Source organism: Leptospira soteropolitanensis (genome assembly GCF_026151655.1).
GTDB classification, from domain to species: domain Bacteria; phylum Spirochaetota; class Leptospiria; order Leptospirales; family Leptospiraceae; genus Leptospira_A; species Leptospira_A soteropolitanensis.
On record NZ_JAMQPN010000045.1, the window covers coordinates 1 to 1922 of the forward strand.

Here is a 1922-nt window from a genome sequence, read left to right on the forward strand (position 1 = left end):
GCTTACTGAAGTTGGCCGACCCTGAGTCCCGACGGGACGTTAGGGACTGGCACGTAGTTTGCAACTGCAAACGAGTGACAGGAGGACAATTTGGCGTAGCCCAAGCGAGGGCTTGTCCCGAAGCGAAGCAGTAAGCCGCTGTTATGCGCAGTGCGATTAGTTCTCTATTTTATCTGTTTCTAAGTTAAATTTTATTTCTTTTCCGTTTAAATTTGCCTTAAAATAAGGAAAATTAAATTTCCATTCAGGGAAATCCTTTTCATCCATATTAAAATTCTCTTGATACAGAATTTGAACATCTTCCTTTAAATCATTTTGTTCGTTACTAAAAAAGTTTGAATATTTATTTTTATCATTTGCCTGTGTTTTAATAATTCTGAACGAATTATTTGATTTAAGTGTTAAGAAGGCATAAATTTGGTTTTTAGTAAGATAAAAGTATATTTTTCCTTCAGGATCAGGCCATCCTATATTTCCTTCTTCAAATTCGGCTATGGTCGTAAAAATACATTTTTTCCAATTAAATTTGATTATTTTTGAAAATTCACCTGAAGATCCATATATAGCGTAATTATCTTCAAATATGATTTCATTATTGATGTTTAGTTTAATAAAACCGTAAGCAACAGATAGAGGATAATTTTCAGGTGTACATTTAATTAATTCTTTATTTTTGGTTTTATCAGATTCTGGATTTAATTCCAAAATTAGTTTATTTGTATTATTGTCGAAAATTCTAAAGAAACAAATTTTTTGAATTTTTCCTGAATCCGAAAGAGAAGCTGGTTTGTTTTCACAAATTGGATTTGAATCAGAATTAATAAAATCGATTCGGATTTGTTTATCAGGAGAAATTATAGATGAAATAATAGTTTCATCATTTTTTTCTTTTTTTTCAAAACACCCAATTAGAAGAAGAGTAACAATTAGATATTTTATTTTCATGATATTCCTTGTTTGTTTAGATTTATCGCATTGCGCATAACGAATTAGGCTAATCGACGTAGGCTGACCCTGAGTCCCAACGGGACGTTAGGGACTGGAACGACGCTTGCGTAAGCAAGAGGAGTGCCAGAAGCCTATGTGTCGCAGACCGAGCGAGGGCGCAAGTCCCGAAGCGAAGCGATTCGCCGCTGTTATGCGCTGGACCGTTATTTATGAGAGACTTTTTGGTTTTTTAAAGGCAATCTAATATCGCCAACGAAAACATATCTGATTTTTCCAATGTTCATCATTTTATGAATAGATTGGCGAGATAATTTTAACTTTTTTGCCATTTCATCAACACTAATAAGATCCGCAGCGACAGTAACTTCAGCATCTTTTTTAGCCTTAAATTCAGCAATTGCAGCATTAATGTGATTTTGTGATTTTCGCGTAAGAATTCCGTCTTTGCAATTTTTGCAATAGTAACCTTCTAGATTATTGATTTTTAGGTTTCCATAATCTTTAATATTGAAATTTTCAGAGACATCAGTTTTGAAAACCATAGAATTTGTTTCACCACAGACAGGACAATCGATCCATTTTTTATCTTTCATATGTTTTCATCTCCTTTAAAAGAAATAACTAATGTATTACTGTTCGAAATTTGGATTTTAATATAAAGTTTATGATAAATACTTTCCTTTTTGTAAACATCATGCCAGAGCAAATGGTTATTATGAGAAGTCATTGATTTAAAGAAGTCAGAATTATGTAAATTGAGAACTTCATTAATAATTTCAGTTTCACCAAATCCAAATTGTTCAATTGCAGTCTTTTGAGCGTTTTTTGTAATAGAAAACTTTCCCTCCATTATCAGTTCTTTGATTTTTTTTAACGGATAATGACAGACGCGTTTTTCCACAATTGCTATTGTGGTTAATTGGTAGACAATGTCAACTGCTTAAAAGTTCGTATTCTAAATTTAATTTTACGGT

3 protein-coding genes are annotated in these 1922 nt (G+C 32.4%); all 3 read right to left on the reverse strand.

The window, feature by feature from the left end:
• Positions 1-156 precede the first annotated feature (156 nt).
• Positions 157-945 carry a hypothetical protein gene (locus ND811_RS19145; protein ID WP_265353583.1) on the reverse strand — a complete coding sequence of 263 codons (789 nt, stop codon included), beginning with the start codon at positions 943-945 and terminating at the stop codon, positions 157-159.
• 206 nt (positions 946-1151) lie between these two features.
• Positions 1152-1541, reverse strand: a complete 390-nt coding sequence (locus ND811_RS19150; protein WP_135588811.1) for a type II toxin-antitoxin system MqsA family antitoxin — start codon at positions 1539-1541, stop codon at positions 1152-1154.
• Entirely contained in the window at positions 1538-1849 is a 312-nt protein-coding gene (locus ND811_RS19155; RefSeq protein WP_265353582.1) for a type II toxin-antitoxin system MqsR family toxin, read from the reverse strand. Before ND811_RS19155 ends, ND811_RS19150 begins: the two co-directional genes overlap by 4 nt.
• Between the last annotated feature and the right edge of the window lie 73 nt (positions 1850-1922).